Below are 23,606 nucleotides of genomic sequence, written 5' to 3' on the forward strand. Positions count from 1 at the left end.
GGTTAGGAGACCCTTCCCTTCCTTTGCAAAAAAAAGGGAGGGCTCCACCCCCGGACTTCCGGGGCGGGCGCCTCACGCGTTCTCCGGGCTCACGCTCCGTCGAGCTGGGCCGCCAGGCCGTCGAGGAGGGCGTGCAGGCCGAACGCGAAGCTGTCCTCGGGCGCGGCGGCGTACTCGGTGGCGGCCACCGTCTCCAGGCGGGCGCGCAGACGCGGGAACTCCGCAGCCGCCTCGCGGGCCTTCGCCATACCCTCGCGCATCAGCTCGCCGGCCTCACCCTCGCGGGCGAGCCTGCGGTCGAGCGAGGCCACCGCGGCCGAGCCGAGCGCGTTGCCGAGCACGTAGGTGAAGACGGCGGCCGCCGCCCGGTCGGCCCGCGCGCCGACGAACCCCGCCTGCTCGTAGACGGCGAGCGTGTGATCGTCGTGCCGCGCCTTGCCCGGCCCGAACATCAGCAGCGAGCCGAAGGCCTGCACCAGCCAGGGGTGACGGACGAGCATCGCGTGCAGGTCGGCGGCCATCGCGGCGGCGGCCGTGCGCCAGCCGACGGTGGCCGGGTCGGGCAGCGCGATCTCGTGCCACACCTGGTCGCCGGCGAGCACGATCAGGTTGTCCTTGCTGCCCACGTGCCAGTAGACGGCAGTGGCCGCCGAGCCGAGCCGCTTGCCCAGCGCGCGCATGTTCAGGCCTTCGAGACCATCGGCGTCCAGCAGTTCGACGGCGGTGTTGACGATCTGTTCACGGGTGAGGGTGTCGCGCGGCATGCGTTCACGATAGCTGACTTGCACACTGTTCAAGTCGGGGCTACCTTTCACTTGAACAATGTACAAGTCAGCAGTGGAGCCGAAGGGGACGGAATGTCACACACCGGAATGTCACAGGAGAAGCTGACCCACTTCGTCGGGGAGACCGCCACGCGGTTCGGCATCCCGGGCGTCGCCGTCGGGGTCTGGGCGGACGGCCGTGAGGTCTTCGCGTGCCACGGCGTCACCGGAGTCGACAACCCGCTGCCGATCGACCGGGACACGCTGTTCTCGGTCGGCTCGGTCACCAAGACGTTCACGGCGACCGCGCTGCTGCGCCTGGTCGCCGACGGCCGGATCGAGCTGGACGCGCCGGTGCGCCGCTACGTACCCGAGCTCGTGCTCGCCGACGAGCAGGTCGCCGCCGGGATCACCGTGCTCAACCTGCTCAACCACACCGCGGGCCTGGACTGGAACGTGATCGCCGACACCGGCGACGGAGAAGTCGCCCTGGCCGACTTCGTGGCGATGCTGGCTGAGCTGCCGCTGATCGCGCCGCCCGGCACCCGCTCCTCCTACAGCCAGGCCGGATACAACCTGGCCGGGCGGATCCTGGAGAAGGTCACCGGCCTGCCGTACGAGCAGGCCGTCGCCTCGCTCGTCTTCGAGCCGCTCGGGCTGACGGACAGCTTCTTCGCGCTCGGCGACGTGCTGACCCGCCGCTTCGCCCTCGGCCACTACCCCGACGAGGACGGCGCGCCGGCGGTCGCCCGCCCCTGGAAGGACACCCGCGGCAACAACCCCGGCGGCGGCCTCGCCTCCACCGTTGCCGACCAGCTCCGCTGGGCCCGCTTCCACCTCGGTGACGGCCACGCGCCGGACGGCACCACGCTGCTGCCGGCCGAACTGCTGCACCGGATGCAGGCCCCGACCGTCGCGCTGCGGGCCAGCTCGCTCGGCGACGCGATCGGCATCGGCTGGTTCCTGCGCGAGGTGGACGGCGTGCGCACGATCGGCCACGGCGGCTCGGGCAACGGCCAGTTCGCCGAGCTGCTCCTCGTGCCCGAGCGGGACTTCGCCGTCGTCGTGATGTCCAACGCCGGCCCGGACGGCATCCCGTGCAACCAGGCCATCGTCCGCTGGGTCCTGGAGACCTACCTGGGCGTCACCGACCGCGACCCGGAGCCGCTGCCGTACGACGCGGCGCGCGCCCGCGAGATCGTCGGCGAGTACGAGATCGACGCCATGACCTTCACCATCCGCACGGACGGGTCATCCCTCGAACTCGACATCCGGATCCGGCCGGAGATCCGCGCGGCGGCCGACACCGACCTGCCACAGGACTACCCCCCGGCCGCCTTTGGCCTGCTGCCGGACGACACCGACGAGTACATCGTCACCAACGGTGGACTCGCGGGTCAGCGCGGCTACTTCACCCGCGACGAGCACGGCACGGTGGTGGGCGTGGACCTCGCCGGGCGCCTGTTCACCCGGGTGCAGTGACCGGGTCGGGTTCGGGCCACTGGTCGTGGTCCATCGACAGGCCGGCCACCCGCCGGGTTCCCGGATGCGGTGGTGGGGTCAGCGGATCCAGTTCTGCAGCGGCTCGGTGTCCAACATGATACCGACGGGGTCGGGCAGGACGACGGACTTCCCGAACGGAAGCGTCCGCATCTGCTCATAGCGGACACCGTCGGGCTCACTGTGGACGGTGACCTCGCAGCTGTCGCGGTCGATGAGGAGATAGATCGGAATGCGCGTCTCGGCACAGGCGCGAGGCTTCTCGACGCGGTCCCGGCGGTCGGTGTCGGAGTCGTAGGACGTGACCTCGACGACCATCAGCACCTCGTCGGCGTCGGCCCAGTCCCCCTGACCCACGAACGCCTCACTCGGGGCCAGTGCCGCATCCGGACGGGCATGTCCGCCTCGGTAGGTCTGGATCTTCAACCCCTGGTCGTGCAGGTAGAGGTCAGGCCTCATCTGGAGGCAGATCCGCATCAGCCACTGGATGATGCGGCCGTGGTCGCCGTCCGGCTCCGGCTTGACTCCCAGCTTCCCGTTGATGAACTCAAGCCGTACGCCCTCGGCGGTACGGGCAGCAGAGCGGGCGAATTCCTCGAACTCTTCGGGCAGCATCTGGGGGCGATCGGAGAGAGCGGTCACAGCCTGCCATCCTTCCGTCGCATGCCTGGGGAGGACCAACCCGTCCCGCTTCCGACGATAGCGGACGCTACCGACAAGGCCATGGCGCGCGAGGGTGAAACACCGTGCGGGGCGCCGCACCGGCTATCGGGCCCGCTTGGGGGCGGGCGGGATCGGCTGGGGGCGATGGCGGGGGCAGCGGCAGTCGGGCCAGCGGTCGATCAGGCGACTCGCGAAGAAGCCGGGTTCACCGTGGACCGTCCGCTTGCGGGTCAGCGGGATCCGCTTGCCGGCGGCGGTGATCCGGTACGTGCGGAGGGTCATCCTGCTGGATTCGCTGCTCATGGTTCAGCTCCTTGCGCACAGGGGGCAGCTCGGCCAGTCCAGTGGGCACGAGCTCGCCGGGAATGATCCGGCCGGTACAGCGAGCGTGTTCGGTGAGGTACGCGGTGAGCGCCCGGACGGTGCGGATCCCGCAGCCACCGAGTTCGATGTGAACCCCGTCGGGCGTGAAGGTGATCCGCCCCGCCGTGAGCGCGGGGAACGGAGGAATTCCACCCAGCGCCAGCGCGGCGGCCAGTTCCTCGACGGCCTCTTGGGCCTCGGCTCGCTGGGCGCGTTCGTCGGGGTCGCCGAGGCGGTCAATTGGACTGCTGGTCACGGAACTTCACCCCATCACGGAGCACGGTCACGAGCTTGCCGATCACGTCGGCCCGGGCGGCACCGAGGTCGATCAGGAAGACCCCGGTGCGCTGGCCCGATGCCCAGTCCACGCCGGTACTGGGCAGGTTGATCCGGGCGAGATGAAGGACGGCGGTGAGGTCGTCGAAGACGGAGGCGGCCTGCTCGCGGGCGTCGGCGGTGTGGCGGGAGAGGGGAGATGACATGGGGGTTCCCTGGGATGTGGGGCTGTTCGTTGAGCCAGTTTGTGACTCTGTGGCTATTAGTACTCCACGGTGAGCTACCATCGGAAGCGCACTGACTTGACACTTCGTCAGGTGATCCTGGGGGTTCGGCGATGTACATCAACGATCTTGACCCGACGGCATCTCCCTTGCATGCGTTCGGAGTTCAGCTCCGGCGCTCGCGTGAAGCGAAGAGCTTGACTCAGGCGCAGCTGGGCAAACTGTTGCGCTATTCCGCTGCATTGATCTCCTACATCGAACAGGCGAAGAAGCGGCCGAGCATCGACTTCGCCCTGCGAGCCGATGTCGCGCTGGAGACGGGCGGAACGCTCGAACTGCTGTGGTGGCAGATGAAGAACCATGTGGCACTGATCGAGGGCTTCTCCCAGTTCGCTGTGCACGAAGCTGAGGCCATCATCATCCGACTGTTCGAAATCGGGGTGATCCCCGGCCTACTGCAGACCAAGGAGTACCGAACTGCACTGGAGTCCGGGCACGTCAGACAGGGCCTTCTCACTCAGGACGAGGCCAGCGAACGCGTAGCCTTCCTCCTCACCCGCCAGCAGCTGTTCGACCGGACGCCACCCCCGATCGTGCAGGTCGTCATGGACGAGAGCTGTCTGTGGCGCCAAATCGGAGGCATCGAGGCCATGCAGAGGCAGCTGTGCCACCTGGAGGAGATGGCGCAACGGTCAAACGTCATCATTCAGGTGGCGCCGTACTCGCTCGGCGAAGAGCGGCCGTTCTCTCACCCGGTGACCATCCTGACGCTTCCGGATCGCACGCTGCTCGGCTACACCGAGACCGAGCAACGCGGCTACCTCGAACGAGATGCCGAAACCGTGGCCTTGTTGGTCACGCGCTACGATCGGCTTCAGGTCGAGGCTCTGTCCCAGGCCGAGTCCCTTGCCATGATCCGTAAGGTACGGAAGGAACTTGAGAACCATGCATGACCTGACGGACATTCAGTGGCGTAAGAGCTCCCACAGCAGCGGCGGTGGCCAGTGCATCGAGGTCGCGCCCGGTCTCCCCGGTGTCGTCCCGCTCCGTGACTCCAAGGACCCCGACGGCCCGGCGCTCATCCTCTCCTCCACCTCCTTCGCCACGTTCATCGCCGCCGTCAAGGCCGGCGACTTCGGCTCGGTCTGATCACATCCCCGGCTGCCCGAAAGCGCAGGGCGCGGCTGTCCTCGGAGGGCGCTCCTGCTGCCCCGTCGTGTGTACGGGGGCTCTTGAACTGCCGCCCGTCGGCCGCCTACCGTCGCATGGACCGTGTTCCGCCGATGCGAGGGGAACGGCTGCTGTGCGTATGCGCAAGGGGCGGGACAAGGACGAGGACGCCCGCAACCTGATCCGGCCGCCCGAGGACAGCACGCGCGACCACCGTGGCGCTCCGGGCCGGGGCCCGATGACGCCCGCTCAGGCGGGCGCCCTCCAGCGCACCGTGGGCAATGCGGCGGTGAGCCGCATGGTCGGGGGGATCAGTGGGGGGCGGCCGAAGGTCCCTTGGGCCGCACCGAGCACGCGATCGAAGCGGACCCAGGACGAGTCCGGCATCGAGCGGGGCGCCAGCCCGCCGCAGCAACAGCAGCGCGTCGAGAAGGACCAGCAGGCGACCAGGGCCACGCGCAGCGGGAAGGCCGGGACGTCCGTGAAGGGCAAGGAGAAGGCGGGGGAGCCGGAGGAGATCGGCAATCCCACCCTTCAGTTCACCTCCCGTTACGTCGGTCCCCAAGAACAGTCGCTCGCAGGCAGTCACGAGATCGGCTTCGAGCAGGACGCGACGCTACGCCGGGCGGACGGGATGACGACGCCGGCGGCGGACGCGTACGACTTCTGGCAGGAGGTCACCGACGAGAACCGCCAGATCGCGCCGGACGCGGTGAACTACCGTCCCAAGAGGTCCAAGCGTGGTTGGGTCGTGGACGGTCCCTTCCGTCCGCCCTACAACACCATGGACGGAAACGTCGTCAACGAGGCCGATCACATCACCTTCGTCGACAGCCCCGGGTTCTCGGGCAACATGAGGATGACCAACGGCTACTGGCTCTCCTCCTACGAGGTCAGGTTCCGCTGGAAGGTCCGCCGCAAGCGGGGTGGCCGGTTCACCAAGAACGAACCGTTCTGGACCAGTGACGAAATGGTCCACCGGGTGGAATCGGTGTTCGACCCCGAGAACCCGGACGCCTCGGTGCCGATCACCGTCAACCCGGCGGGCAATCGCACGTGGAACGTCGAACTGCCCGACTGAGGACACTGAGACGGCTGAGCGGGCGCCAAGTCCCGTATCGCTCGGCGGGAAGGTGCTGTGGATGCCCCTGATCGGCCCGCCGCGCTACGCTCGCCTTCCATGGAACTCTGGGGTGCGAATCTGTATGGGAGTCCCTGTCGGGACTGTGGCTACGACTGGTCGCTGACCGCCCACGAGGCGATCGCGCTGGTGGATGACTTCCCCCCCACCTTCTCCGCTCTCCTTGCCGGACGCCACGGGAACGAGCGGCATCCGGAGCTCGGGTGGACGGCCGCCGGGTACGTCTGCCACGTGACCGACAACCTGCGCACCTGGGCCGAGCGGCTCGCCGGGGCCCGGCTCGGCGGGGTGACTGACGTTCCCGGGTACGACCAGGACCTTCTCGGCCAGGCCCGCTGCTACAACGAGATCGCGCCCGCCGCAGCGCTCTGGTCGCTCCAAGGTGCGGTCACCGCCTGGGTCCAGGAGGTGACCACCGCCCTCGACCAGCAGACAGCACTGCACCACGCCGCTCGCGGGATCCAGCGTGCCGAAGACGTCGCCCGCAACAACGCGCACGACGGGACGCACCACGCCTGGGACGTACGGCGGATCCTCGCCAACGCCGACGCGTCAGCTGTTTCCTGAGGCCTCCACCAGGCCGGCCGCCAAGGCGAGTGCGTGCGCGCGGCCGGGGCACGCATGCGGGCCCGCGCCGAACGGGGCCTCTGCCAGACTGACCTCCACGAGCGTGCCGTCCGGCGCCACTCGGCGGGTCAGCGGCACCGGCGGATCGGTCCGGCCGGCCAGCGTGTTCGCCACCAGGGCCTTGGTCGCGTCGCACGCCTGAACCAGCAGCGCGATCCGGTTGGCCGTGGCCTCGTCCGCGACGCCACCGCACACCTCGATCAGCCGGGCAACGGCGCGATCGGCCTCCTCGGTGATCGCGGTGTGCGGCTGGTAGGACTTCGCCACCACCGCGACATCGTCCGCGACGTCCGCAGGCAGGCCGAGTGCTTCAGCGAGCACCTCGACCGGGCCGTCCCCACGCTCGGCTGCCCGCACCCGAAGGCCGTCCGGATCGACGCCCGCCAACTCGGCCTCCACCAGCGCCCGCCGTCGCCGGTGCGCCTCACCGCTGCTGAACCGCGCGACGGACGAGCGCAGCCAGGCGACACCGCCCGGCGGGGAGTCGGGCACCGCCGGAACGAAGAACTCCGGGTCGGCCAGCACGGTATGGCTCAGCAGGGTCATGGCGCCAGGCTAACGGGCACCACCGACATCGCGGCCGGGCCCGAAAGCCGGCACGGCAGGGCCCGCCACACCAGGCGGGTGTGACGGGCCCCGCTCCGCTGCTGGGCACCCGGGTGCTCGGCGGAGCCGAAGCGGTGGTGCAGGGGTCAGCGAGTCGGGCCCATGATGCACAGGGCCGAATCGCGATCCTGGGTCGTCGCGCCCGTGCTGTCGGTGACGGTGACGATGGCCGTCACCGTGTTGCCCGCGAAGCAGCTGACCGTGGCGTCGGTGGTGCCGTTGCCGCCGCCGAGGACGGCCCAGGCGTTGACGAAGTTCCAGGTGATCGCGTATGGGGCGACGCCGGAGAGGCCACCGATGGTGCACTCGACGTCTCCCTGGTGAATCGGGTTGTTGCCGATCGGCTCCGCTTGGCAGTACACGCCTGCGGTGACGTTCGGCCGCAGCGGTGCGGCCTGGGCAACCGGCGCGGTGGCGAGAGCGGCCGAGCAGGCGGCGGCCGCGGCGACACCCGCAAGCGCGATCCGACGGGTGACGGAGATTCGGGCGAGGGTGCCGTGCATGGGGAACTCCCGAGGTCAGGTGACGGTGGATTTGACGCTGGGGTGTGCATCCTGTGCATGTTCCAAGTGGCGCGCTCACGCATACTGACAGACGATCAACATCGCGTACAGAGGTCGCACTTACTCAATATCGGATCGACGCCCGGGCCTCACCCCGTCCGGCGCGCCACCCCCGCCAGCTTCTCCAGCTGCGGCACCAGGTCCAGCGGGGTCGGGCGGTCCAGCATCTGGTCGCGCAGGGTTTCGGCGGCGGTGCGGTAGGAGGGGTTGGTCAGCAGGGACTCGGCGGCGGTGCGCAGGGAGGCGGTGTCGGCGCGGTGGGTGGGGAGGTCGATGGCGGCGCCGGTGGCGGCGAGGCGGCGGCTGTTGAGGTACTGGTCCATCGCGCACGGCAGGACGAGCTGCGGGATGCCCGCGGCGACGGCGGTCATCAGGCTGCCGGCGCCGCCGTGGTGGACCACCAGGTCGCAGGAGGGCAGCAGCTGGTTGACCGGGAAGTGCTCCATCACCCGTACTGAGGAGGGCAGTTCGCCGAGTGCCGCGGCGTCGGTCGGGTTCACGGCGAGGACCGTCTCGACGTCCAGGCCGGAGAGCGCCTCGATCACCGAGGGCAGCGCGAAGGCCTGCGGGCCGACCATCTTGGTGACCGAGTTGCCCCAGAGCACGCAGACGCGCGGCTTGGCCGGCGGCTCCAGCAGCCAACTGGGCATCGCGCCGGGGCCGTTGTAGGGGACGTAGCGCATCGGGAGGCGGGTCGCGGTGGTCAGCGGGGTCATCCCGGGCGGGCACGGGTCGATCACGTACTCGATCGCGTCCGCGTTCAACTCCCCTACGCCGTAGCGGCGGAACGTGCCGGTGAGGTCGTTCGGGCGCAGCCGCAGGCCGGGTTCGTCCTCGTGGGTGCCGACCGGGCCCCACAGGTGCAGCACGGCGGGGATGCCGAGCACCTTCGCGGCGAGCAGGCCGTCCATGCTGAGCAGCTCGTGCACCACCAGGTCGGGCCGCCACTCGCGGGCGAACGCGACGGCGGCGTCGAAGCTGCGCTTGGTCGGCTCGGCCAGCCGCGCGCCGCTCTCCCGGGCGAAGGTCCCGAACGGGAACTCGGCGAGGCTGGCCATCGGCTTCCCGGTGATCGGGTGCGGCGGCAGCTCGGGGAACGGCCAGACCTTCTCCTGCGCGTCCCAGACGTTCTGCAGCCGGCCGAGGAAGGTGATGTCGACGTCGGCCAGCACCGGCGCGGGCGTCAGCCCGGCGCGGGAGAGCGTCTCGCTCTGCGAGGGCGCGCAGGCCACCCGCACCTCGTGCCCGGAGGACTGGAGCGCCCAGGCCAGCGGGACGAGCGGGAAGTAGTGCCCGCTCCAGGCGGAGACCGTGAACAGCACGCGCATCAGAGCCGCTCCAGGGAGGTAGGTGAGGAGAGGGGTGCGGGTGCAGGGTGCCGGGAGTTGCTCGAGCGGGGCTCAATTCGGCAAGGCTCCAAGCGGGTTCGAGTGGCCTTGCAGCGACCCCCGCGATCCTGCCCGCCGAAGGTCCGCCGGCGGCGGACACCCACGGACGGAGGGATCGGGTCGTGACCGAAGCAGCACCCGCGCAGCTGACGCCCCAGCGGCTGTTCGAGATGATGGCCGGGTTCAAGACCACCGCGGTGCTGCGGGCCGCGGTCGAGCTGGGCGTCTTCGACGTCCTCGCCGACGGGCCGGCCGACGCGGCCGCGATCACCGAGCGCCTCGGCACCGATGAGCGCGGCACCCGGCTGCTGCTCGGCGCGCTGGCCGGGCTCGAACTGCTCGTCGAGGAGACGGACGGACGGTACGCGCTGGCGCCCGGCGGCGCGCAGCTGCTGGTCAGCGGCAGCCCGCAGTACTGCGGCGGGATCGCCAAGGTGGCCTCCAGCCAGGGCGAGTGGGAGGCGCTCGGCAACCTGGCCGCGACCGTGCGCGGCGGCGGTCCGGTCGAGGGCGTGGACGCGCTGGCGCCGGACTTCCCGTACTGGGTGGACTTCGCCGACAACACCACCTTCGGCACGCTGCGCGCCGCGAACCTGCTCGCCGACGTGCTGGAGCCGTGGGCCGGCGGCCGGGAGAGCCTGGACGTGCTGGACGTCGGCTGCGGCCACGGCCTGGCCGGCTACGTGCTGGCGCAGCGACAGCCGCAGGCCCGGATCTGGTCGCAGGACTGGCCGACCGTGCTGGAGGTGGCCGAGCGCCACGCCAAGCGGCTCGACGTGCGCGACCGGGTGCAGCTGATCCCCGGCGACGCCTTCGACGCGCCGCTGGAGGGCCCGTACGACCTGATCGTGGTCGGCAACCTGCTCTTCCACTTCTCGCCCGAGCGGGCCGCCGAGCTGCTCCAGCGGCTGGCCGGCGCGCTCAAGCCGGACGGCCGGCTGGTGGTGCTCGGCTTCACCACCGGTGACCAGCCGCCGGCCGAGGAGCCGCACGCGCACCTGCTCGGCCTGCTGATGCTCTCCTGGACGCCCGGTGGCGAGCTGCACTCCACGGCCGCGCACGAGCGGATGCTGGCCGCGGCCGGGCTGACCGAGACCGAGCGGCACGCCCGGCCCGGCCTCCCGCTGCGGATCCTGGTGGCGCAGCGCCCCCAGGGCTGAGCGAGGCCCCGGAGCTCGGCGAACGGCCGGGCGACGGCGACTCAAGCGCGGGTCAAGCGCGATGTGGGTGAATGGAGCAGTGCACTGCGCCCGTCCGCCGGCCACCGGTCGGCGAACGGGCTCGCGCAGTTCGGAGCAGGGCGGACAGAGCAGAGACTGAGGTGGGCAGGGTGGCTGGTACGCGACCTGAAGGAATCACGATGTCCGCGGCGACCGAAGCGCGCGGACGCAGACTGCCGACGGCCACCATCACGGTGTTCCTGGTGACCGGCGCGGTGACCGCGCTGCAGTTCCCGTTCCCGCACCTGCTGGAGGTGCTGCGGCGCAACCCGCACGCGGGCGACTGGTGGCGGTCGATCACCCCGCTGCTGGTGCAGGACCCGCCGTGGCAGACCGTGATCACCGTGCCCGCCATCCTGGCGCTCGGCATCCCGGTGGAACGGATCTTCGGCACCCGCGCGACCTTCGCGCTCTACCTGGTGCCGGCCGCGGTCGGCGAGGCGATCGGCTACGCGTGGCAGCCGACCGGCGCCGGCAACTCGGTCGGCGACTGCGGTCTGCTCGGCGCGCTGATCGCCTGGCTGCTGCTGGAGTCCGGTCAGCCGGGCGCGTCCCGGCTGCCCGCGCCGGTGCGCAGCCGGCTGAAAATCACGGCCGGTGCGCTGCTGGCCGGCGCGGTCGTGGACACCGCGCTGCGCGACGTGCACGGCCTGCCGCTGCTGGCCGGCGCGCTGCTCGGCGGTGGCCTGCTGCTGACCCGCCGCCGGCGCGGCCTGCGCTGAGCCGCCGTCCCGCAGAAGCACACGGACGCACGTCGAAGGCCCCTGACCGAGCTCGAAGCCTCGGTCGGGGGCCTTCGGCGTTTCCGGGTCCGGACCGACGGAGAGGCGGCACCACCGGTCCGACCGGTGGTGCCGCCTCGCGTGTGTCTGCTGGTCCCAAGCCGTCCGGCCGTCAGCCGACCGGCAGCGCGGCGAACTCCTCGCGCACCGCGTTCAGGTGCTCAAGGCCGCCGAGCACCGCGTCCGGGTCGCCGACGAAGTCCACCAGGCAGGCGATCTCGTCCACGCCCGCGGCCCTGACCCGGCGCGCGACCTCGGTGCACTCCTCGACCGAGCCGATCAGCGCGGTGCCGTCCAGGTAGCGGTTGGCGCCGAGCTCGGCGAGCCGCAGCCGGGCCGCGTCCTGCGCCATGAAGTCGCGGCCCTGCCGCCCGCCGCTCATCGAGCCGCCGGACTTGACCGCGCGGGCCTCCAGGTCGATCGCGGTCAGCAGGTACTGCTTCAGCCAGGGCAGCGCGACCGAGCGGGCGTCCTCGGGCGTGGCGGCGACGTAGGTGTGCATCATCACCGTCACCTTGCCCCGGTCGAAGCCGCCGGCGGCGCGGGCCGCGCGATAGGTCTCGATCTTGCCGGCCAGGCCCTCGATGTCCTGGTTCTCCAGGTGGGTGAGCACGTTGGTGCCCAGTCGGCCGGCCTCGCGGAACGTCTCCTCGCTGCGCGAGGCGGTGGTCCAGATCGGCAGCTCGCGCTGGACCGGCTTGGGGAACAGCTCCAGCGTCACCTCGGTGCCGCGCGGGTTGGCGCCGGTCCAGGTGCCGGAGGCCCAGGCCGCCCGGATCGCGGCGATGTCGGCAACCACCCGCTCGCGCCGGCCGTCGAAGACGTCGGGGGCGAGGACGAAGTCGTTGACGTTCCAGCCCGAGCCGACCGAGATGCCGACCCGGCCGCCGGAGAGGCCGTCTACGATCGCGAAGTCCTCGACGATCCGGGCCGGGTGGTGCAGCGGGGTGACCACGCTGCCGGCCCGCAGCTGGACCCGCTCGGTCACTGCGGCCAGCGCGGCGGAGGTGACGGCCGGGTTGGGGAACGCACCGCCGAAGCGGTGGAAGTGCCGCTCGGGGGTGGAGACGAAGGAGAAGCCCAGCTGGTCGGCGCGACGGGCGCTGTCCAGCAGCAGCCGGTAGGCGCGGCCCGCGTCGTCGCCGACCGCCGCGAAGAAGAAGAGGCCGAACTCCAGTGCGGCGGAGTCGGATTCGGATTGGTTCTGCATCAGACAGCTCCTAGCTCAGTGCTCGTTCTCAGTGCGAAGTCGGGTGCACAGCGGATACGGATGAGCGCTCGGCGACCAGCTGCTCGACCACCGGCACCAGCGCGGCCGGGGTCGGCCGGGCGAGCAGCTCCGCGCGCAGCGCGTCGGCCGCCGCCCGGTAGGACGGCTGCCCGAGCAGCTCGCCGACCGTCTCGCGCAGCCCTGCGAGCGGCTCGGACGGCTGCTCGGACGACTCGGACTCCCCCACCGCGTGCACCAGGCCGGCTCCGGTCCGGGCCAACTGGGCGGCGTAGAAGCCCTGGTCGGGGGCCTGCGGCAGGGTCAGCTGCGGCACCCCGCGCAGCGCGGCGGTCAGCATCGAGCCGGCGCCGCCGTGGTGGATCAGCAGGTCGCAGGAGGGCAGCAGCAGGTCAAGCGCGCTGTCCTCGGCGACCCGCACGCCGGCCGGCAGCGTGCCGAGCAGTGCGGCCTGGTCCGCCACCACGGCGGTGACCGGCTCGACGTCCAGCTCGGCGAGCGTCGCCAGCAGCCGCGGCGTGACGAAGGCGTGGTCGCCCATCGTGCTGTTCATCGTGACGCCCAGCGTGACGCAGACCCGGGGCCGGTCAGGCCGGCGCAGGAACCAGTCCGGCACGTGCCCGGCGGTGCTGAACGGGACGTACCGCACCGGCAGCCGCCGCTCGATCCCGGCCACCTGCATGCCGTCCGGCACCGGGTCGATCGTCCACCACGGCGGCACCTCGTCGAGGTCGATGCCGAAGCGGGCGAACAACTCGCGGAACTGCGGCGGCAGATGCTCGCGGCCGCGGCCACGGCCGACGATGTCGGGGCCCCAGAGGTAGCGCAGCGAGAGCGCGCCGACCGCGGCGGCGGCCAGCGGGCCGGCCAGCGCGGTCGGCTCCCAGACCACCGCGTCCGGCCGCCAGGCGCGGGCGTGGGCGACCAGCTCGTCCGCCATGCCGTCCGCGACCGCGACGAACTTCACCTTCGGGTCCTTGGCGTTGCTCTCGCCGCGCGCGACCGCGCCGGACTCGACGGCGGCCCGGTAGCGGGCCGCGAACGCGGCCTCGCCACCGACCGGCACGGCCGGCAGCCCGGCCCGCAGCACGGTGTCCACGAGCTCGGGCTGGGTGGCCACCCGCACCTCGTGACCGGCGGCCCGCAGCGCCCAGGCGAACGGCGCCAGGGTGAAGAAGTGCGACGGGACCGCCGCAGTGACGAACAGGAAACGCACCGGTGCTCTCCTCATACGGCGTTACGGCTTACGGGTCAGGAAACGTCCACAGAAAGCGGCTGCGGGACGTACTTGTCGATCAGCCGCCGGTAGTACCCGCTCCGGTCCGGTCCGAGCCCGCCGTGCGGGGGGATCAGCCGGTGCAGCTTCGCGACGTCGATCCGGTGCCCGCCCCCGGCGTCGGCGGACTCCACGTACCGCCGGCGGGCCGAGCGCCCGAGCCGCTGCTCGATCCGCTCGGCCACCAGCTCCACCTGCACCGCGTGCCCGGTGGCGATGTTCACCACGTCCCGGCTGACGCCGAGTTCGAGCAGCCGGTCCACCGCCGCCACCGCGTCCTCGACGTCGATCAGGTCCCGGGCCGCGCCGCGGTAGACCGTGACCTCGCCCTCGACGATCTGGCGGACCATCGTGGGCAGCATCTGGTGCGCGGGCTGGCCGGCCCCGATCAGGTGGCCGACCCGCAGGATCAGGTGGTCCACCCCGGAGGCCCGCACGGCCGACTCGACCGCCAGCTTGTGCCAGCCGTACGGGCTCTGCGGCTGCACCGGGTCGTCCTCGCGGCCGGCGCAGCCCGCCGCGCCGTACATGCCGGCCGAGGCGGTGGAGAAGACCACCAGCCGGGTGCCGTCGGCCAGGCAGCGCCGGATCATGTCGTGCACCAGTGCCTGTTCACGGATGAACGCGTCCGCCGAGGTGCCCGCCGCCCAGGAGACCCCGGCGGCGAGCAGCACGGCGCCCTCGTGCTTGTGCCGGATCGGGGCGAGGTGGGCGGCCAGGAAGCCGCGGCCGATGATGTGCATGCCGACAAACCCCTCACACGCGAGGGACGGCGGCTGCCGCCCCTTCCAGCACCGGCACCAGCGCGGCCGGCGAGGGCATCGCGGCGATCTCGGCCGCCATCGCCAGGCCCGCCGCGCGGTACGAGGCGTCGTCGAGCAGCACCCGCGCGGAGGCCAGCACCGCCTCGGTGTCGGCCTCGGCGGGCAGCAGGCCCAGACCCAGGCCGTTCGCGGACAGCAGGTCGCTGTTCAGGAACTGGTCGGAGGTCTGCGGCAGGCAGAGCTGCGGCACGCCGTGCGCCATCCCGGCGAAGACCGAGCCCGGGCCGCCGTGGCTGATCAGCAGATCGCACTGCGGCAGCGTCTGGTCCAGCGGCATCCAGCCGGCGCCGACCACACCGTCCGGCAGCGGCCCCCATCCGGCGGCCACCCGGTCGGAGACCGCGACGACCACCTCGGTGCCGAGGCCGACCAGCGCGGTCATCAGCCCGAAGAGCTGACCGCGGAAGTCCAGCCGGCCGTGCTCGGGCAGCAGGCTGCCCAGGGTCAGGCAGACCCGCGGCCGGCCGGCCTGCGGCGCCGGCCACTCGGGCAGCCGGCCCGCGCCGCCGTACGGCAGGTAGCGCATCTCGGGGCCGCGCGCCGGGCCGCGCCGCAGCGAGGGCGGCCGGACGTCCAGCACCTGGTTCGGCACCGGGAGGTCGGTCATGCCGAGGCGGGCCAGCTCGGGGGCCAGCTCCTCGAGTGCGCCGGGCCGCAGGTCGGTGAAGTCGGACAGGCTCAGGCCCGGCTCGATCCACGGCACGCCGAGCGCGGTGGCGGCCAACTGGCCCGCGTACTCGGTCGGTTCGCTGATGACCAGGTCGGGACGCCAGTCCTCGATCAGCTTCAGCGTGCCGTCCAGGGTGTGCGCGGCGAGGCGCCCCCAGGCCCGTCCGCTGGTCTGCTTGCGCGCGACGGGGTCGGCCGGCGGCACCACCGGATTGCCGGCCCGATCGCGGAGCATGAAGCCCTCGAAGCTGATCGGCTCGGCGGTGGCGGCGGCCGGCAGCCCGGTCGCGGTGATGTCGGACGTGAAGTTCTCGGGCGCGGTCACCAGTACCTGGTGGCCCGCGGCCCGCAGCGCCCAGCCCAGCGGCACCAGCGGGAAGAGGTGCCCTTGCAGCGGTGCGGTGGTCAGCAGGACCCGCATCGGTCGACTCCTTGGGTTCCGGCCGCGCTCAGGCGGCGTTGGTGTCGTTCTTGAGCGGCTGCCACCACTGCGGGTTGGCCTTGTACCACTCGACGACCGAGGCCAGGCCCTGCTCGAAGCCGATCTGCGGCTCGTAGCCGAGCTCCGCGCGGATCTTGCTGTCGTCCAGCGAGTAGCGCAGGTCGTGGCCCTTGCGGTCCTCGACCCGGCGCACCAGGCTCCAGTCCGCGCCGCACAGCTCCAGCAGGCGGGAGGTGATCTCCTTGTTGGTGGCGTCGTTGCCACCGCCGACGTTGTAGATCTCGCCGGCCTTGCCCTTGGTCAGCACCAGCTGGATCGCGCGGCAGTGGTCGTCCACGTGCAGCCACTCGCGCACGTTCGCGCCGTCGCCGTAGAGCGGAACCGGCTTGCCGTTCAGCAGGTTGGTGACGAAGAGCGGGATCAGCTTCTCGACGTGCTGGTACGGGCCGTAGTTGTTCGAGCAGCGGGTGATCGACACGTCCAGGCCGTGGGTGCGCCAGTAGGCACGGGCGACCAGGTCGCTGCCCGCCTTCGACGCCGCGTACGGGGAGTTGGGCAGCAGCGGCCAGGTCTCGGTCCAGGAGCCCTCGGTGATCGAGCCGTAGACCTCGTCGGTGGAGACGTGCACCACCCGCTGGACGCCGGCCCGCAGGCAGCCCTCCAGCAGGCTCTGGGTGCCGCCGACGTTGGTGCGCACGAACTCGGCCGCGCCGTGGAGCGAGCGGTCCACGTGCGATTCGGCGGCGAAGTGCACCACCGCGTCGTGGCCGGGGAGCACCTCCTCCAGCAGCGGCAGGTCGCAGATGTCGCCCTTGACGAACTCCAGCCGCTCGTGGCCCTCGGGGAGGTTGTCGAGGTTGCCGGCGTAGGTCAGCTTGTCCAGGACGGTGACCTGGGCGTCCTCGTAGCCGGGGTAGGCGCCGTCGAGCAGCGACCGGACGTAGTGGGAGCCGATGAACCCGGCACCACCGGTGACCAGGACCTTCATGCCGCCACCGCCTTGTGCACTGTCGAGACCATGGGAGATGTCCTTTCCATCTGCGGGTTGCCCGGCGGTTGTGACCGGACCGAGGATCGGGCGGCGCCCTCGAACCGGGATCGATCCTGCGTCGAAGCCCTCGGCACGCGGTCAGGCCGCGACGGCTTCGGGAGCGGCGGCCGCGGCCAGCCGGTCCAGCACGCCGGCACGCAACTCGTAGCCCTCGGCCGTGAGTTGCTCGGCGGCCTTGAGCACCGCGAGGCGGTCGCCGTGCGCCGCCCGGGTGCGGGCCGGCAGCAGCGGCAGCACCGCGCTGCCGCCGCGCTGCACGCCCGGGTGGCGGCGCGCCAGGCCGCACAGGCTCTGCCCGGGGCCGGCCTCCACCAGCAGGTACGGCCCGTCGGCGAGCAGGTGGTCCAGCGCCGGGCCGAACAGCACCGGCTCGGCCGGCTGCATCGCCCAGAACACCGGGTCGTGCGCGGTCTCCCGGTCCAGGTCGGCGGCGGTGTAGCCGGAGACGGTCCGGATCGCCGGTGCCTTGGGCCTGGCCCGCGCGAAGGAGGGGATCTGCGCCTCGCAGGCGGGCGCGACGGACGGGCTGTGGAAGCCGGCGGTCGCCTTCGCCCGCAGCACGGTGAGCCCGTCCGCCTTCAGCGCGTCGCCGACCGCGGTCAGCTCCGGCTCCGGCCCGGCCAGCAGCAGCTGGGCCGGCGCGTTGACGGCGCCGATCACCACCCGCTCGGTGAGCCGGTGCGCGACCTGCTCCGGCGTGGCCGCGACGGCCAGCATGCCGCCGGGCGGGGCGGCGGCGATCCGCTCGATCCGCTCGGCGAGCAGCGCGACCGCGTCGGGCAGCGAGAAGACGCCGGCCAGCGCGGACGCGGCGGCCTCGCCGGCGCTGTGGCCGAGCAGCGCGGCCGGGCGCACGCCCCAGTCCTGCAGCATCCGGCCGAGCGCGTAGTCGACCGCGAAGAGCAGCGGCTGGGCCCGGCTGACGTGCTCCAGCGGCACGTCGGGGTGGTCGGCCGCCCAGTCGGCGCGGATCCGCGCACCCTCGGCGCCGAGCAGCCCGAAGACCTCGTCGACGGCCTCGGTGAAGGCCGGCTCGGTGCCGTACAGGCCGTACGCCATGGCGGGCTGCTGGGCGCCCTGGCCGGGGAGCAGCAGCGCGACCGGGCGCGGTGCGGTGGTGGTGGCATTGTCGATCGGGGTCGTGGTCATGGTGCTGGTGCCTCCTCGGAGTCGGGCGGTCGGGCGGTCCACAACGCGGACCGCCCCACCGCTGGGGGACGGTGGGGCGGGTCCGGAGACTGACCGTCAGCGATCTGACGGTGAATCAGAAAGCCGTGTCAGGCGGCGATGCGCTCGGCCGCGTTGACCAGCTCCAGCAGGGCGCGCGGGGTCTCGGCATCGGCGACCGCGTCGTCCGGCACCTCGACGCCGTACTCGCGCTGGATCCGGCCGGTGACCTGCAGCAGGGCGAGCGAGTCGTAGCCCAGCTCGATGAACGGGACGTCGAGCACATCGCCGTCCAGGTCGACGCCCTCCTCCTCGCCCGCGCTCTCGCGGAGCAGCCGGGTCAGGTCCTCGAGCTCGATGACATTGGTGGAGATAGGCATGCCGCGGTCCTCTCGTAAGGGGTTGGGGGCGGTGCAGGAAAGTGGGGGTCTGGGGGCCGGTTCCGCGTGTCAGACGACGCGCGTCAGACCGCGCGGACGACCAGCGCGGCGTTGAAGCCGCCGTAGCCGCGGGCCAGCACCAGCGCGGTGCGCACCGGGAGCTCCCGGGCGCTGCCGGTGACCAGGTCGAGCCGGTAGTCCTCGGCCGCGGCCGCCACGTTCGCGGTCGGCGGGATGACGCCGTCGCGGATGCTGAGCAGCGCGGTGGCCACGTCCAGCGCCGCGCCGCCGCCGAAGAGGCGGCCGGTCATGCTCTTGGGCGCGGTCACCGGGACGCCGCGCGGGCCGAAGACCGCGGCCAGTGCCTCGGCCTCGATCCGGTCCAGCTCGGGCACGCCCGCGCCGTCCGCGAAGACCACATCGACGTCGGCCGGCGTGATGCCGGCGTCGGCCAGCGCCTGCTCGGCGGCCCGGCGCAGACCCGGCGGGCGGCCGGACTCCGGGTTGGGGTCCATGGTGGCCGCGTAGCCGGCGACCTCGCCGTAGACCCGCTCGACGCCGCGGGCCTTGGCCGCCTCGGCGTCCTCGACCAGCAGGATCGCGCCGCCCTCACCGGGGACGTAGCCGCCGGCCTCGGCCGCGAACGGCAGGTAGGCGCGCTGCGGGTCGTTGACCGTGCTGAGCCGCTCGGTGGCGATCTGGGCCGCCCAGCCCCACGGGCAGAGCGCGCCGTCCACACCGCCGGCGACGACGACCGGGATCCCGTTGCGGATGTGCCGGCGGGCGTGGCCGAGCGTGTCGATGCCGCCCGCCTGCTCGGTGACCAGCACGCCGCTCGGGCCGCGCATCTTGTGCCGGATCGAGATCTGGCCGGTGTTCACCGCGTAGAACCAGGCGAAGGACTGGTACGCGCTGACGTACTCCTTGCCGTCCCGGTAGAGGTTCTGCAGCTCCCGGTGGCCGAACTCGACACCGCCGCCGGAGGCCGCGGTGACCACGCCCATGCCGTACTCGTCGAGCTCCTCAGGGCGCAGCTCGGCGTCCTGGATCGCCCAGTTGGCGGCGGCCAGCGCGAGCCGGGTCATGTGGTCGGTCTGCGGCAGCAGCCGGCTGGAGACGTGCTCCTGCGGGACGAAGCCGGACACCTCGCCGGCGATCCGGCTCGGGTAGCGCTCGGCGTTGAACCGGGTCAGCTCGCCCAGGCCGCTCGTGCCGGCCAGCGTGTTCTGCCAGTACTCCTCGGTGCCCAGGCCGTTGGGGGCGGTGATGCCCAGGCCGGTCACCACGGCGGTCGCCGTCACAGGGTCCTCCTCTCGGGGTTGGCCAGCACCATCGCGGTCTGGAAGCCGCCGAAGCCGCTGCCGACGCTGAGCACCACGTCGGTGCGCTGCTCACGGGCCGTCAGCGGGATGTAGTCCAGGTCGCAGTCGGGGTCGGGCTCCAGCAGGTTCGCGGTCGGCGGCAGGACGCCGTGCTCGATCGCGAGCGCGCAGGCGGCGATCTCCAGACCGCCGATCGCGCCGAGCGAGTGGCCGATCATCGACTTGATCGAGCTGACCGGCGTGTCGTACGCGTGGTGGCCCAGGCTGCGCTTGAACGCGGCCGTCTCGTGCTTGTCGTTCATCTTGGTGCTGGAGCCGTGCGCGTTGATGTAGTCCACGTCGCCGCGGTCGAAGCGGGCCTGCGCCATCGCGACGTCGATCGCCTCGGCCATCTCGCGGCCGTCCGCCTTCAGACCGGTCATGTGGTGCGCGTTGCAGCGCGAGGCGAAGCCGGCGACCTCGGCGTAGATGTGCGCGCCGCGGGCGCGGGCGCTCTCCAGGTCCTCCAGGATCACGGTCGCCGCGCCCTCGCCGAGCACCAGGCCGTTGCGGGTGCGGTCGAACGGCCGGGAGGCGTGCTCCGGGTCGTCGTTGCGCGGGGTGGTGGCGTGGATCGCGTCGAAGCAGGCGGAGGTGATCGGCGAGATCGGCGCCTCGGTGGCGCCGGCCACCACGATGTCAACGGTGCCCTCGCGGATCAGCTCGGCGGCGTGGCCGATCGCGTCCAGCCCGGAGGTGCAGCCGGTCGAGACCAGCGCGGCGGGGCCCTCGGCGCCGGCCGTCCAGGCCAGCTCCTGCACCATCGAGCTGGGCACGAAGTGCCGGTACAGCTCGGCAACCGCGTACCGGTGGTCGACCTCCCAGTCCCGGCCGGAGCTGCTGACCGCGACGTACTCGCGCTCCAGGCTGGTGGTGCAGCCGACCGCGTTGCCGAGCGTGGTGCCGATCCGCAGCGGGTCGATGCGGTCCAGTTCGAGACCGCTGTCGGTGAGCGCCTCACGGGAGCTGACCACGGCGAACTGCGCCGCCCGGTCGAGGCGGTTGATCTCGCGCAGGCTCAGCCCGGCGGCCTGCGGGTCGAAATCGACCTCGGCGGCGACCTGCGAGCGGAACGGCGAGGGGTCGTAGTGGGTGATCGTCCGGGTGGCCGAGCGGCCGGCGGTGAGCATGTCCCAGTAGGCCTTCACCCCGATCCCGCCCGGGGCGACCACGCCCAGTCCGGTGATCACCACGCGGCGGGTCATGACCGAACCTCCTTCTTCGATGTCGGAGTCATCTCTGCTTTCCCTCCTGGAAGTTCTGGACGGGACCGGCGATGGGCCGGCCCCTGGGGGCGGACGGGTGGGGAAGCCGTCCACCCCCGTGGGTCCGGCGTCGGTCCGCGCGACCGGCCGCTGGTGGCGGGCGGGACGCGGGACGGCGGGGCGGTCCGCTGATGGCGGACGGTCCGCCGGACGGGCCGCCGCGGCAGGGTGCGCGGTGGCCCGGTTCACACCCGCGGGCCGACCGGCACCGCCATGGTTGGCGGGCCGGCTAGACACGGGCTCGAATCCGGTTGGACCAGCGGTGCTCAGGCCGCAGACGATCGGGCCGACCGGCCCGACAGCGATCGCGCCGACGGCGATCAGGCCGGCGACGGGCCGCCCGCGCGCCGGATCGCGTCCAGCAGCGCGGCGGTCTCCAGCACGGCGTCGTGGTCCGCCGTCTCGGCGGCCGCGGACCGGCCGCGCACCGCCGCCGTGAAGGCGGCCACCGTGGCGGCCACCTGGTCGGCCGGCTCCAGCGTCAGCTGTTCCCGCCCCGAAGGCAGTTCGAGCTCCAGCTGCGGCCGGTGGTCGGCCGGCGGGGTGAACGCCCGGTCCACCCGCAGGCGTCCCTTCGACCCCCACAGCTCGTACTCCGAGCGGTAGGCGTAGCCGATCCCGAAGGTCAGCTGCACCGAGACCCCCTCGGGCGTGCGCAGCAGCGCCGCACCGCCGGTCTCCACGGCGAGCCCCGCGGGGCGGTCCAGCGTCGCGCCGAGCAGTTCGAGCCCGCCGCCGAGCAGGTGCAGCGCGACCCGGACGGGGTAGTACCCGACGTCCAGCAGCGCACCGCCGCCCAGCTCCGGATTGAACCTGATGTCGTCCGGCGGCAGTTGGGGAATCGCGAAGGCCGCCCGGAACGACCGGAGTTCACCGATCGCACCCTCCGCCAGCAGGCGGCGCACCGCCGCCTGCTGCGGGTGGTGGACGAACATCACGTTCTCCATCAGCACCAGGCCGCGCTCCCGGGCCAGCGCCAACAGCTCGGCGGTGCGGGCCCGTTCGGTGGTCAGCGGCTTCTCCGCCAGCACGTGCTTGCCGGCCAGCAGCGCCCGCTCCACCCAGTCGGCGTGCAGCGCGGCGGGCAGCGGCACGTAGACCGCCTCGACGTCGGGCCGCTCCAGCAGCTCCGCGTACCCCGGCTCGGGCCGGCCGCCGAAGCGGTCGGTGAACTGCTGTGCCCGGACCAGGTCCCGGCTGGCCACCGCGACGAGTTCGGCGTCCGGCGTGGCCTCGACCGCCGGCAGCACCCGCCGCCAGGCGATGTCGGCCGCACCGAGCACGCCGATCCGCACCGGCTGCGCACCCGTCCTGCCCTGACCGTCCGTACCGCCAAGGCCGAGCGTCACGCCGCGACCTCGACCGTGGTGTGGTCGCCGACCACCAGGCGGTGGCGGGTCGCGTCGGGCTGCGCGGCCAGGCTGATCAGCGCCGAGCGGCCGATCAGCGAGCCGTGGATGCCGCGGACGTGGCGGACCGTCGCGCCGTCCAGCGCGATCGAGTACTCGACCCGGGCGCCGCTGAGCGTGCAGTCCTTGCCGATCGAGGTGTGCGGGCCGATCTGGCTGTCCTCGACCAGGCTGCCCGCGCCGATCACGGCCGGCCCCTCGATCCGCGAGCGGACCACCTTGGCACCCGCCTCGACCAGCACCGGGCCGACCAGCTCGCTGAGCTCGTCCACCTCGCCGAGCACCTCGCCGCGCAGGTCGTCGAGCAGCTCGCGGTTGCACTCGAGCACGTCCTCGACCCGGCCGGTGTCCCGCCAGTAGCCGGCGTACTCCGAGGCGAGCACCTGGTCACCGCGCTCGACCAGCCACTGGATCGCGTCGGTGATCTCCAGCTCGCCGCGGGCGCTGGGCTTGATCGCGGCCACCGCCTCGTGCACGGCGGGCGTGAAGAAGTAGACGCCGATCAGCGCGAGGTCGCTGCGCGGCTGCTTGGGCTTCTCGACCAGCCGGGTGACCTGGCGGTCGGCGTCCAGCTCGGCCACCCCGAAGGCGCGCGGGTCAGCCACCTTGGTGACCACCACGTGCGCGGTGGGCCGCTTGGCCCGGAACTCCTCGGCCACGTCGGTGACGCCCTTGGGGAGCATGTTGTCCCCGAGGTACATCACGAAGTCGTCGTCACCGAGGAAGGGCTGGGCGACCTGGACGCAGTGCGCCAGTCCACGCGGCCGGTCCTGCTGGATGTACGTGATCCGCACGCCGTGGCGCGAACCGTCGCCGAGCACCGCGGAGATCTCCTCCGCGCGGTCCCCGACGATGATGCCGATCTCGGTTGCCCCGAGCTCTCGCAGGTTCTCCAGAATGTGCTCCAGCACCGGCTTGTTGGCGATCGGAATGAGCTGCTTTGGCATCGAATAGCTGAAGGGGCGCAGGCGGGTGCCCGTTCCGCCCGACAGGACCAGGGCCTTCATGGATGTCTCCCTCACCGCGACGACCTGCCCCCGGAAGACGGGCAGGCACCGGGCGCAGCCGCTGCGCTCCGGGATCCGCTCGGACGTCGAAACCATCGGACGCGCGGCTTGAGCCGCCCTCGAACCCGGGTGGTGTGCGAAAAGGCGGCCAGGAGGCAGCTCAGCAGCAGGGCGGCCCCGATGCGGTGCTGCTCCCCCCCCCCGGGATACCCGACCCTCCTCCCCCCTTACGGGAGCTCC

At 72.2% G+C, this 23,606-nt stretch carries 25 protein-coding genes; 7 read left to right on the forward strand and 18 right to left on the reverse strand.

The features are described 5' to 3' along the window. Positions 1-89: 89 nt before the first annotated feature. On the reverse strand, positions 90-764 hold the full coding sequence (locus AC060L_RS10120; RefSeq protein WP_483798289.1) for a TetR/AcrR family transcriptional regulator C-terminal domain-containing protein: 675 nt from the start codon (positions 762-764) through the stop codon (positions 90-92). Between the two features lie 93 nt (positions 765-857). Here AC060L_RS10120 and AC060L_RS10125 point away from each other — a divergent pair, with 93 nt between their 5' ends. Then, on the forward strand, positions 858-2,246 hold the full coding sequence (locus AC060L_RS10125) for a serine hydrolase domain-containing protein (protein ID WP_483798290.1): 1,389 nt from the start codon (positions 858-860) through the stop codon (positions 2,244-2,246). 78 nt (positions 2,247-2,324) lie between these two features. On the opposite strand, the gene AC060L_RS10130 is transcribed toward AC060L_RS10125, so the two are convergent. From AC060L_RS10130 to AC060L_RS10140, 3 genes are all read right to left on the reverse strand, one after another. After that, positions 2,325-2,906 (reverse strand): Uma2 family endonuclease, encoded by a 582-nt coding sequence (locus AC060L_RS10130; protein ID WP_483798291.1) that lies wholly within the window; start codon positions 2,904-2,906, stop codon positions 2,325-2,327. Positions 2,907-3,132: 226 nt separating this feature from the next. After that, complete coding sequence (locus AC060L_RS10135; RefSeq protein WP_483798292.1) at positions 3,133-3,546, reverse strand: hypothetical protein; 414 nt, start codon at positions 3,544-3,546, stop codon at positions 3,133-3,135. Then, positions 3,527-3,772: a hypothetical protein gene (locus AC060L_RS10140; protein WP_483798293.1), complete on the reverse strand. Its 246-nt coding sequence runs from the start codon at positions 3,770-3,772 to the stop codon at positions 3,527-3,529. Before AC060L_RS10140 ends, AC060L_RS10135 begins: the two co-directional genes overlap by 20 nt. Before the next feature lie 131 nt (positions 3,773-3,903). Here AC060L_RS10140 and AC060L_RS10145 point away from each other — a divergent pair, with 131 nt between their 5' ends. From AC060L_RS10145 to AC060L_RS10160, 4 genes are all read left to right on the forward strand, one after another. Beyond that, positions 3,904-4,743, forward strand: coding sequence for a helix-turn-helix domain-containing protein (locus AC060L_RS10145; protein ID WP_483798294.1), 840 nt, complete (start codon positions 3,904-3,906; stop codon positions 4,741-4,743). Then, positions 4,736-4,939 carry a DUF397 domain-containing protein gene (locus AC060L_RS10150; protein WP_483798295.1) on the forward strand — a complete coding sequence of 68 codons (204 nt, stop codon included), beginning with the start codon at positions 4,736-4,738 and terminating at the stop codon, positions 4,937-4,939. Before AC060L_RS10145 ends, AC060L_RS10150 begins: the two co-directional genes overlap by 8 nt. A 154-nt stretch (positions 4,940-5,093) precedes the next feature. After that, complete coding sequence (locus AC060L_RS10155; RefSeq protein WP_483798296.1) at positions 5,094-6,041, forward strand: hypothetical protein; 948 nt, start codon at positions 5,094-5,096, stop codon at positions 6,039-6,041. Between the two features lie 99 nt (positions 6,042-6,140). Then, positions 6,141-6,668 carry a hypothetical protein gene (locus AC060L_RS10160; protein ID WP_483798297.1) on the forward strand — a complete coding sequence of 176 codons (528 nt, stop codon included), beginning with the start codon at positions 6,141-6,143 and terminating at the stop codon, positions 6,666-6,668. Here the strand turns inward: AC060L_RS10160 and AC060L_RS10165 are convergent. From AC060L_RS10165 to AC060L_RS10175, 3 genes are all read right to left on the reverse strand, one after another. Continuing rightward, a complete protein-coding gene (locus tag AC060L_RS10165; RefSeq protein ID WP_483798298.1) occupies positions 6,654-7,274 on the reverse strand; it encodes a hypothetical protein in 621 nt (206 codons plus the stop codon). The genes AC060L_RS10160 and AC060L_RS10165 overlap by 15 nt on opposite strands. 146 nt (positions 7,275-7,420) lie before the next feature. Next, positions 7,421-7,837: a hypothetical protein gene (locus tag AC060L_RS10170; RefSeq protein ID WP_483798299.1), complete on the reverse strand. Its 417-nt coding sequence runs from the start codon at positions 7,835-7,837 to the stop codon at positions 7,421-7,423. A gap of 149 nt (positions 7,838-7,986) precedes the next feature. Continuing rightward, positions 7,987-9,225: a nucleotide disphospho-sugar-binding domain-containing protein gene (locus tag AC060L_RS10175; RefSeq protein ID WP_483798300.1), complete on the reverse strand. Its 1,239-nt coding sequence runs from the start codon at positions 9,223-9,225 to the stop codon at positions 7,987-7,989. A gap of 182 nt (positions 9,226-9,407) precedes the next feature. Here AC060L_RS10175 and AC060L_RS10180 point away from each other — a divergent pair, with 182 nt between their 5' ends. After that, positions 9,408-10,445 carry a class I SAM-dependent methyltransferase gene (locus AC060L_RS10180; RefSeq protein WP_483798301.1) on the forward strand — a complete coding sequence of 346 codons (1,038 nt, stop codon included), beginning with the start codon at positions 9,408-9,410 and terminating at the stop codon, positions 10,443-10,445. A 200-nt stretch (positions 10,446-10,645) separates the two neighbouring features. Beyond that, positions 10,646-11,227 (forward strand): rhomboid family intramembrane serine protease, encoded by a 582-nt coding sequence (locus tag AC060L_RS10185; RefSeq protein WP_483798302.1) that lies wholly within the window; start codon positions 10,646-10,648, stop codon positions 11,225-11,227. Between the two features lie 172 nt (positions 11,228-11,399). Here the strand turns inward: AC060L_RS10185 and AC060L_RS10190 are convergent, their stop codons facing one another. The 11 genes from AC060L_RS10190 to AC060L_RS10240 all read right to left on the reverse strand — a co-directional run bounded on the left by AC060L_RS10190 (position 11,400) and on the right by AC060L_RS10240 (position 23,366). Then, positions 11,400-12,497: a MupA/Atu3671 family FMN-dependent luciferase-like monooxygenase gene (locus AC060L_RS10190; protein ID WP_483798303.1), complete on the reverse strand. Its 1,098-nt coding sequence runs from the start codon at positions 12,495-12,497 to the stop codon at positions 11,400-11,402. A 28-nt stretch (positions 12,498-12,525) separates the two neighbouring features. Beyond that, on the reverse strand, positions 12,526-13,731 hold the full coding sequence (locus tag AC060L_RS10195) for a nucleotide disphospho-sugar-binding domain-containing protein (RefSeq protein WP_483798304.1): 1,206 nt from the start codon (positions 13,729-13,731) through the stop codon (positions 12,526-12,528). A 35-nt stretch (positions 13,732-13,766) separates the two neighbouring features. Then, a complete protein-coding gene (locus tag AC060L_RS10200) occupies positions 13,767-14,534 on the reverse strand; it encodes an NAD-dependent epimerase/dehydratase family protein (protein WP_483798305.1) in 768 nt (255 codons plus the stop codon). A gap of 13 nt (positions 14,535-14,547) precedes the next feature. Then, positions 14,548-15,705 (reverse strand): nucleotide disphospho-sugar-binding domain-containing protein, encoded by a 1,158-nt coding sequence (locus AC060L_RS10205; protein ID WP_483798306.1) that lies wholly within the window; start codon positions 15,703-15,705, stop codon positions 14,548-14,550. A 28-nt stretch (positions 15,706-15,733) separates the two neighbouring features. Next, positions 15,734-16,714: a dTDP-glucose 4,6-dehydratase gene (gene rfbB / locus AC060L_RS10210; RefSeq protein WP_483798307.1), complete on the reverse strand. Its 981-nt coding sequence runs from the start codon at positions 16,712-16,714 to the stop codon at positions 15,734-15,736. 141 nt (positions 16,715-16,855) lie between these two features. Then, the gene (locus tag AC060L_RS10215) at positions 16,856-17,926 is read right to left on the reverse strand and encodes an acyltransferase domain-containing protein (protein ID WP_483798308.1); all 1,071 of its coding nucleotides are present in this window, start codon (positions 17,924-17,926) and stop codon (positions 16,856-16,858) included. Positions 17,927-18,054: 128 nt separating this feature from the next. Then, positions 18,055-18,324, reverse strand: a complete 270-nt coding sequence (locus tag AC060L_RS10220; RefSeq protein ID WP_483798309.1) for an acyl carrier protein — start codon at positions 18,322-18,324, stop codon at positions 18,055-18,057. Positions 18,325-18,407: 83 nt separating this feature from the next. Further along, positions 18,408-19,625, reverse strand: coding sequence for a ketosynthase chain-length factor (locus AC060L_RS10225; RefSeq protein ID WP_483798310.1), 1,218 nt, complete (start codon positions 19,623-19,625; stop codon positions 18,408-18,410). Further along, positions 19,622-20,890: a beta-ketoacyl-[acyl-carrier-protein] synthase family protein gene (locus AC060L_RS10230; protein ID WP_483798311.1), complete on the reverse strand. Its 1,269-nt coding sequence runs from the start codon at positions 20,888-20,890 to the stop codon at positions 19,622-19,624. Before AC060L_RS10230 ends, AC060L_RS10225 begins: the two co-directional genes overlap by 4 nt. Positions 20,891-21,270: 380 nt before the next feature. Continuing rightward, complete coding sequence (locus tag AC060L_RS10235; protein WP_483798312.1) at positions 21,271-22,299, reverse strand: Gfo/Idh/MocA family protein; 1,029 nt, start codon at positions 22,297-22,299, stop codon at positions 21,271-21,273. Beyond that, on the reverse strand, positions 22,296-23,366 hold the full coding sequence (locus tag AC060L_RS10240; RefSeq protein ID WP_483798313.1) for a glucose-1-phosphate thymidylyltransferase: 1,071 nt from the start codon (positions 23,364-23,366) through the stop codon (positions 22,296-22,298). The genes AC060L_RS10235 and AC060L_RS10240 overlap by 4 nt, the downstream gene beginning before the upstream one ends. Positions 23,367-23,606: the final 240 nt, after the last annotated feature.

This window comes from Kitasatospora sp. NEAU-69, from assembly GCF_057158765.1.

What these genes read in the sequence shown, in the direction of transcription:
- AC060L_RS10120 (WP_483798289.1), bottom strand. Translation starts at nt 764, where the DNA reads ATGCCGCGCGACACCCTCACCCGTGAACAGATCGTCAACACCGCCGTC.
- AC060L_RS10125 (WP_483798290.1), top strand. Translation starts at nt 858, where the DNA reads ATGTCACACACCGGAATGTCACAGGAGAAGCTGACCCACTTCGTCGGG.
- AC060L_RS10140 (WP_483798293.1), bottom strand. Translation starts at nt 3,772, where the DNA reads ATGTCATCTCCCCTCTCCCGCCACACCGCCGACGCCCGCGAGCAGGCC.
- AC060L_RS10145 (WP_483798294.1), top strand. Translation starts at nt 3,904, where the DNA reads ATGTACATCAACGATCTTGACCCGACGGCATCTCCCTTGCATGCGTTC.
- AC060L_RS10150 (WP_483798295.1), top strand. Translation starts at nt 4,736, where the DNA reads ATGCATGACCTGACGGACATTCAGTGGCGTAAGAGCTCCCACAGCAGC.
- AC060L_RS10160 (WP_483798297.1), top strand. Translation starts at nt 6,141, where the DNA reads ATGGAACTCTGGGGTGCGAATCTGTATGGGAGTCCCTGTCGGGACTGT.
- AC060L_RS10165 (WP_483798298.1), bottom strand. Translation starts at nt 7,274, where the DNA reads ATGACCCTGCTGAGCCATACCGTGCTGGCCGACCCGGAGTTCTTCGTT.
- AC060L_RS10170 (WP_483798299.1), bottom strand. Translation starts at nt 7,837, where the DNA reads ATGCACGGCACCCTCGCCCGAATCTCCGTCACCCGTCGGATCGCGCTT.
- AC060L_RS10175 (WP_483798300.1), bottom strand. Translation starts at nt 9,225, where the DNA reads ATGCGCGTGCTGTTCACGGTCTCCGCCTGGAGCGGGCACTACTTCCCG.
- AC060L_RS10185 (WP_483798302.1), top strand. Translation starts at nt 10,646, where the DNA reads ATGTCCGCGGCGACCGAAGCGCGCGGACGCAGACTGCCGACGGCCACC.
- AC060L_RS10190 (WP_483798303.1), bottom strand. Translation starts at nt 12,497, where the DNA reads ATGCAGAACCAATCCGAATCCGACTCCGCCGCACTGGAGTTCGGCCTC.
- AC060L_RS10200 (WP_483798305.1), bottom strand. Translation starts at nt 14,534, where the DNA reads ATGCACATCATCGGCCGCGGCTTCCTGGCCGCCCACCTCGCCCCGATC.
- AC060L_RS10205 (WP_483798306.1), bottom strand. Translation starts at nt 15,705, where the DNA reads ATGCGGGTCCTGCTGACCACCGCACCGCTGCAAGGGCACCTCTTCCCG.
- rfbB (WP_483798307.1), bottom strand. Translation starts at nt 16,714, where the DNA reads ATGAAGGTCCTGGTCACCGGTGGTGCCGGGTTCATCGGCTCCCACTAC.
- AC060L_RS10215 (WP_483798308.1), bottom strand. Translation starts at nt 17,926, where the DNA reads ATGACCACGACCCCGATCGACAATGCCACCACCACCGCACCGCGCCCG.
- AC060L_RS10220 (WP_483798309.1), bottom strand. Translation starts at nt 18,324, where the DNA reads ATGCCTATCTCCACCAATGTCATCGAGCTCGAGGACCTGACCCGGCTG.
- AC060L_RS10230 (WP_483798311.1), bottom strand. Translation starts at nt 20,890, where the DNA reads ATGACCCGCCGCGTGGTGATCACCGGACTGGGCGTGGTCGCCCCGGGC.
- AC060L_RS10240 (WP_483798313.1), bottom strand. Translation starts at nt 23,366, where the DNA reads ATGAAGGCCCTGGTCCTGTCGGGCGGAACGGGCACCCGCCTGCGCCCC.